Source organism: Roseovarius sp. ZX-A-9 (assembly GCF_028369135.1).
Classification (GTDB): Bacteria; Pseudomonadota; Alphaproteobacteria; order Rhodobacterales; family Rhodobacteraceae; genus Roseovarius.
Map to the genome: position 1 here is coordinate 1 of NZ_JAPWHW010000052.1, position 6,085 is coordinate 6,085.

General features: G+C 60.4%; 6 protein-coding genes. 5 read left to right on the plus strand and 1 reads right to left on the minus strand.

Annotated features, from left to right (window positions below):
• Positions 1-94: 94 nt before the first annotated feature.
• Positions 95-748 (minus strand): helix-turn-helix domain-containing protein, encoded by a 654-nt coding sequence (locus O3306_RS22175; RefSeq protein ID WP_272011568.1) that lies wholly within the window; start codon positions 746-748, stop codon positions 95-97.
• Between the two features lie 187 nt (positions 749-935).
• Between O3306_RS22175 and O3306_RS22180 the strand changes: the two genes are divergently transcribed.
• From O3306_RS22180 to O3306_RS22200, 5 genes are read left to right on the plus strand one after another with little or no spacing between them, the layout of a single operon-like run.
• Positions 936-2,981 carry a GcvT family protein gene (locus O3306_RS22180; protein ID WP_272011570.1) on the plus strand — a complete coding sequence of 682 codons (2,046 nt, stop codon included), beginning with the start codon at positions 936-938 and terminating at the stop codon, positions 2,979-2,981.
• Positions 2,936-3,082: a hypothetical protein gene (locus O3306_RS22185; RefSeq protein ID WP_272011572.1), complete on the plus strand. Its 147-nt coding sequence runs from the start codon at positions 2,936-2,938 to the stop codon at positions 3,080-3,082. The genes O3306_RS22180 and O3306_RS22185 overlap by 46 nt, the downstream gene beginning before the upstream one ends.
• Before the next feature lie 18 nt (positions 3,083-3,100).
• Positions 3,101-4,465: an aldehyde dehydrogenase family protein gene (locus tag O3306_RS22190; RefSeq protein ID WP_272011574.1), complete on the plus strand. Its 1,365-nt coding sequence runs from the start codon at positions 3,101-3,103 to the stop codon at positions 4,463-4,465.
• Between the two features lie 32 nt (positions 4,466-4,497).
• On the plus strand, positions 4,498-4,656 hold the full coding sequence (locus O3306_RS22195) for a hypothetical protein (RefSeq protein ID WP_272011576.1): 159 nt from the start codon (positions 4,498-4,500) through the stop codon (positions 4,654-4,656).
• Positions 4,656-6,068 carry a purine-cytosine permease family protein gene (locus O3306_RS22200; RefSeq protein WP_272011578.1) on the plus strand — a complete coding sequence of 471 codons (1,413 nt, stop codon included), beginning with the start codon at positions 4,656-4,658 and terminating at the stop codon, positions 6,066-6,068. Before O3306_RS22195 ends, O3306_RS22200 begins: the two co-directional genes overlap by 1 nt.
• The last annotated feature ends 17 nt before the right edge of the window (positions 6,069-6,085 follow it).

Below are 6,085 nucleotides of genomic sequence, written 5' to 3' on the forward strand. Positions count from 1 at the left end.
AACAATGGGGGATACCCTAACACCCCAGTTGCTCATACTGGATTCTTAAACTGATCTGACCAACTCATCTATGCAAGTTGGCTCACCCCAAGTGTCAGTAGGTCGGCGGGCTGATTGCCCAGATCACGACCGTGTCCCTTTCGGTAAGGTTGGCGTAGCGGTGCGGCCGTTCGCTGGAAAAGGCAAAGCTGTCGCCCTCGTGCAGTTGCATGTGCTGCTCGTCCACCCAAAGGTCCAATCGTCCCGAGATGACGATACCCGCCTCTTCGCCGCGATGATTGTAAGGTTCAGCCCCACTCTCGGATCCTGCGGGGAAAGTGCACCGCAACAGCTCGATCGTCTTGTCCAGATTTGGCGACAACAGTTCGTCGGTGATGCCGCTTTCGAAAGACAGCGTGCGGCGTGCATGCGCGCGCACCACGATGTCGCGCAGTTCTTCGTGGTCGTCCGTTTCGGGCGGAAAGAACCAACTGATGGTCACGCCCAGCGCGCGGCTGATCGAATGCAGCGCCTTGACGGAGGGGCTGGAAATGCCGCGCTCAATCTGGCTGAGGTAGCCCTTGGAAAGGCCGGTCGCCTTACCCAGTTCGGCAATGGTGGTGTCGCGCGCCTTGCGTAACCCGCGAATTTCCTGCCCCACGCGCGGATCGAGGTCCAGTACATCCCGAAGATTGACGCGCTCTCCGGCGTCGTCGAGGCACCCGGTTACATTTGACGGGCGGAGAACCTTGGGAAGGTCGTTGGACATGTGCACTCTTTGCGGTTTTTACGAGCCGACGCGGGCTATCGCTTGATGAAAGTATAGGTCGCGCTTTGCAACCCTCAATAACAAGTAAACCGCATAAGCTTCAAGTTCATTAAAGTGAACTTTTAGCTTGCAAAGTTCACGGACGTCTTTCATCCTGATGCCGAAATGCATGGTAGGGGAGGGCCGCGTGGCGAAATCCGTGGATATCATCATCGTCGGCGGCGGAGTGGCCGGATGTTCGATCGCTTACCATCTGGCGCAGTTGGGAATCACTGATGTCGTCCTGCTGGAACGCAAGCAACTGACCTGCGGCACCACCTGGCACGCGGCAGGTCTGGTCACCCAATTACGCGCCACGCGAAACATGACCGAACTGGCCAAATATACCGGCGAGTTATTCCGCGGATTGGAAGCCGAGACCGGGCAGGCCACCGGATTTCGCCAGAATGGCTCGCTGCGGCTAGCCACCCACGCCGCGCGGCTGGAAGAGCTGAAACGCGGCGCGTCGATGGCGCGCAATTTCGGACTGGAGGCGCTGGAGGTCACCCCCTCTGAGATTAAAGAACGCTATCCACTGGTCGAAGTGGATGATCTGGCAGGCGGCATCTGGATGCCGAACGACGGTCAGGTTAACCCTTCGGACGTCACGCTCGCGATGGCTAAGGGCGCGCGGCAGAAAGGTGTAACGATACGTGAGAACGCGCCGGTAGATCGCATTCTGGTCGAAAACGGCCATGCCGTCGGCGTTGTGCTGCGCGGCGGCGAGGAACTCCGCGCCGCCAAGGTGGTGATCGCAGGCGGTATGTGGTCGCGCGATCTGGCGGGCGATATCGGCGTGTCGCTGCCGCTGCATGCCGCCGAGCATTTCTACATCGTGACCGAGCCGATCCCGAACTTGCCGCGCGATCTGCCGGTAATGTTTCTTGGCGACGAATGTTCGTACTACAAGGAAGACGCGGGCAAGCTGCTGTTGGGCTGTTTCGAGCCCGAGGCCAAGCCGTGGGGCCATGAGGGCATCTCGGATGATTTCAGCTTTGATTCCCTGCCCGAGGATTTCGACCATTTCGAGCCGATCCTCGACATGGCGGTCCGGCGCGTTCCGGCGCTGGCAGATGCGGGCATACAGCTTTTCTTCAACGGGCCCGAGAGTTTCACGCCTGATGACCGCTACCTCTTGGGCGAAACGCCGGAAGTGCGCGATCTCTTTTGCGCCTGCGGGTTCAATTCAGTCGGGATCCTGTCATCTGGCGGCGTCGGCAAGGCGCTGGCTGCATGGATCCGCGACGGCCATCCACCGATGGAGCTGGCAGATGTGGATGTGCGCCGGATGCAGCCCTTTCAATCCAATTCGCGATACCTGTTCGACCGCACCAAGGAAACGCTGGGCCTGCTCTTTGCGATGCACTGGCCCTACCGACAGTTCGAAACCGCGCGCAATGTACGCCAAAGCCCGGTGCATGACCGGCTTCTGAGCCAAGGCGCGGTGATGACCGAGGCCGCAGGTTTCGAGCGGCCCGGTTTTTTCGCGGCCGACGGGCGGTCAAAGGAATTTGGCTACTCCTACGGCCCGCAAGGCTGGTTCCCGGATGTGCGCGCCGAATGCCTGAACACCGCAGAAAACGTCACGCTGTTCGACCAAAGCTGCTTTGCCAAGTTTCTACTGCAAGGCCGCGATGCTTGCCGCGTGCTGAATTACATCTCGGCTGCAGAGGTCGATGTACCCCTGGGCAAGGTCGTCTATACCCAATGGCTGAATGACCGTGGCGGGATCGAAGCGGATGTCACCATCACACGAACCGCGCCCGACACCTACATGATCGTGACCCTCGGCGCATCGCAGACCCGCGATTTTTCCTGGCTGACACGCAGCATCCCGGAAGATGCCCATGCCTTTGCCACCGACATCACCGCCGGGTTGCCAATGCTGGGTCTGATGGGGCCGAAATCGCGCGCGCTGCTGGAGGTCGTGTCGGGCACTGATCTTTCCGACGCCGCATTCCCCTTTGGCACCAGCCGCGAGATTGAACTGGGCTATGCCCGCGTCCGCGTCAGCCGCCTGACCTATGTCGGTGAGCTGGGGTGGGAAATCTATGTCGGGGCCGATTTTGCCTGCCACGTCTTTGACGTGCTGACCGAGGCGGGTGCCGCGTTCGGGGTTACGGGCACCGGATCGGGGCCTCTCTGGGCATGGGCTATGTCAGCCATCCTGATGGGGTCGACGCCGTTTTTCTAAACTCAGGCACATTCGAGGTCGAAGTGGCGTGCAAGCGCTATCCAGCCTCGGTTCAGTTCAAGGGGTTCTACGACCCCACCAATGACCGCATTCGCGGATAGTCGTGAAAGGAACACACTATGACCGACGTAACGCAACAGATGAGAAACATCAGCCATCACATCTACATCGACGGCCAACTGCGCAAGAGCAAGGCGAGCGATGCTACGGACGTGATCGAGCCCGCCACGGAGGCCGTGTTGGGCAGCATCGCGCAGACCACCGATGCCGAAATTGACGAGGCTCTGGCAAGCTGCGCCGTGGCGCAACGCAAATGGTGGCGCGAATTCTCGGCGCTGGACCGCGCTGCGGCGATGCATGAAATGGCCGACAAATTGCGTGAGATGCGCGCCATGCTGGCCGAGGCCCTCACCCGCGAGATGGGCAAGCCCTACAAGGAAGCCTGCGACGAGGTGGATTGGTCCATCCATTCTCTGCGCCATTCCGCCGAGATGGGCCGCAATGAACAGGGCCGCGTCATGGGGCCGGCGGTTGCGGGACAGTTTCACTATACCCTGAAACAGCCGCGCGGCACGGCGGCGCTGATCATGCCGTTCAACTATCCGCTGGTCCTGCTGGCGTGGGAGGCCGGCGCGGCGCTGGCCACTGGCAACGCGGTGATCGTGAAGCCGTCGGAATATACCTCGCTGACCACATTGTTGTTCGCCGAGGCCACCAAGAGCCTGCCGGACGGGCTTTTCCAGATCGTTACCGGCGGCGCGCGCGCGGGCCAGCGTCTGGTCGAACATGACGATACCCATGTGGTCGCCTTTACCGGCAGCGTGCCGGTTGGCCGCGCCGTGGCTGCGGCCTGCGGCGAACGGATCAAACCCAGCCTTATCGAAACCTCGGGCAACGACCCATTCCTGATCATGCCCTCTGCCCCGCTGGATATCGCGGCGCGCGCTGCGGCATTCTCGGCCTTCATGAATTGCGGGCAGATCTGCGTTTCGGCCGAGCGGTTCTATGTCCATCAGGATATCCATGACGAGTTCGTGAAGAAGCTCGTCGAAGAGACCGCGAAACTGCGGATCGGCAATGGCCTCGATAAGGTCGATATGGGGCCGATGGTTGCCTCGAAGGAGCGTGACCGCTACGAGACGCTGCTCAAGGGCGCCATGGACGAAGGCGCACGGGCTGCCATCGGCGGCAGCCGCCCGGCCGGGTTCAACCAGGGCTGGTTCGTGGAGCCAACCGTGCTGGTCGACTGCACACCTGACATGAGCGTCTTTCACAACGAGAGCTTTGGCCCGGTCGCACCGATCTGCAAAGTCCGTGATTTCGACGAGGCGATGGAATTGGCGAACGCGTCCAAATACGGGCTGGGCGCCAATATCTACACGATGGACCTCGAAGAGACCATTCGCGCCACCCCAGGATTTCTGGTGGTTCCCATACGCGGACGACACGATGCACCCGAAGGCGAAATAATCGGGAAAAAATAACGATATGACTCACATATTCAGGGAGAAGGACGATGAGTAATTCAAAACTGGCGCCCGAATTGGAGCGCCGCCTGGCGCAGGTCGAGCGCGAGGCCGAGACCAGCCCGCTACTGGCCGCAAAAGACTGGCTGTTTCTGTTGCTGGCAGGCGTGGTGTTTCCCGCGCTTCTGCTGATTTGGGGATGGATGTGATGACAGATCAAACCTCTGCTACGCGCGCAGGCGAAAGCGCGGACGAAACCAACTGGCCGCTATTGAAATCAGAGCGCACCTGGAGCCAGCTGGAAATCGGCGTCGTCCTGCTGGTCGCTGCGGCGGCAACTTGGTGCTACATCATCGGTGAATATGTCGGCTACTATCTGAACCTAAAGATGGGATTCGCGGCAATGACTGCGGGCTCGATGATCGGCATGTTGCTGGTCACGCTGGCTGTGGTGCCCGCCGCCGGGCGCTACGGCATCGATTCCATCGTCAGTACACGGCCCCAGTTCGGCAGCCGGGGCTGGATCATCCCGGTATTTCTACAATACACCTCGATCATTGGCTGGAACTGTCTGCTGCTGATCTTCTTCGGCAAGACGGCCGTGCAACTGTTGCTGACGCTGGGGATCGTCACCGAGGCATCTACCGGGACCGTCCAGATCATCTCGGCATTGCTGGCCTGCGCGCTGGTGTTTGGCGTATTGCTGACCGGCAAGACGGGTGTCGAGCGGATCTCGAACGTGCTTTTCTTCTTTATTGTCGGTGTGGGCGCGTGGATGACTTGGCTGCTGCTGAGCACGAAGTCCACGGAAATCACTGCGGCAGCTCCGGCCTACGCTTCGGGCAGCCTTCGGTGGGATTACATCACCGGCCTGGAGATCGCCATTGTCAGTCTGCTTTCGTGGTGGCCCTATATCGGCGCCATGGTGCGGGTTGCCCCCGATGCGCCGACTTCCGTGAAACCGGCGATGCTGGGCATGGGCCTGCCGGTACCGTTGCTCAGTGTGATCGGGCTGGCGGCAATCCTTGCATTGGGGATCTCAGACCCGTCGCAATGGATGGTGGAACTGGGCGGCAGCTTCTACGGGTCAATCGCACTGGTCTTCGTGCTGGCGGCCAATCTCGGGACCGCGATCGCCGGTGTTTATGCGACTTCGGTCGGCCTGCGCTCAGTGCCCGCATTCGAACGCCTGCCCTGGACCGCGACATTGCTGATTGGCTTGGTGCCGGTGGCGATTATCACGATCTTCTTGCCGGATCTCTTCTTCAACAACTTCGGCACCTTCGTGGCCTTCATCGGGGTGTTCTTTGCGCCACTTTGCGGAATCCAGATCGTGGACTACCTGATCCTGCGGCGACAACGGCTGAACTTGCGCGCACTCTATGATCCATCGGAGGGTGCGGAATACTACTATTGGTTCGGTATCAATCCGGCGGGGCTGCTCGGAATGGCGGCAGGGTTCGCGACATATGTCTACCTGCTCAACCCGATCAGTTACGTGTCGCGCGCGCCGTATGAATATATCACGGCCTCGTTGCCTGCGGCGTTCCTTGGTGGATTGGTGTTCTGGATTGCGACGGTGGTTCTGGTCCGGCCAACCGGGCGCGGTGGCTACAAGTAGGCGTAGAATCGATCAGG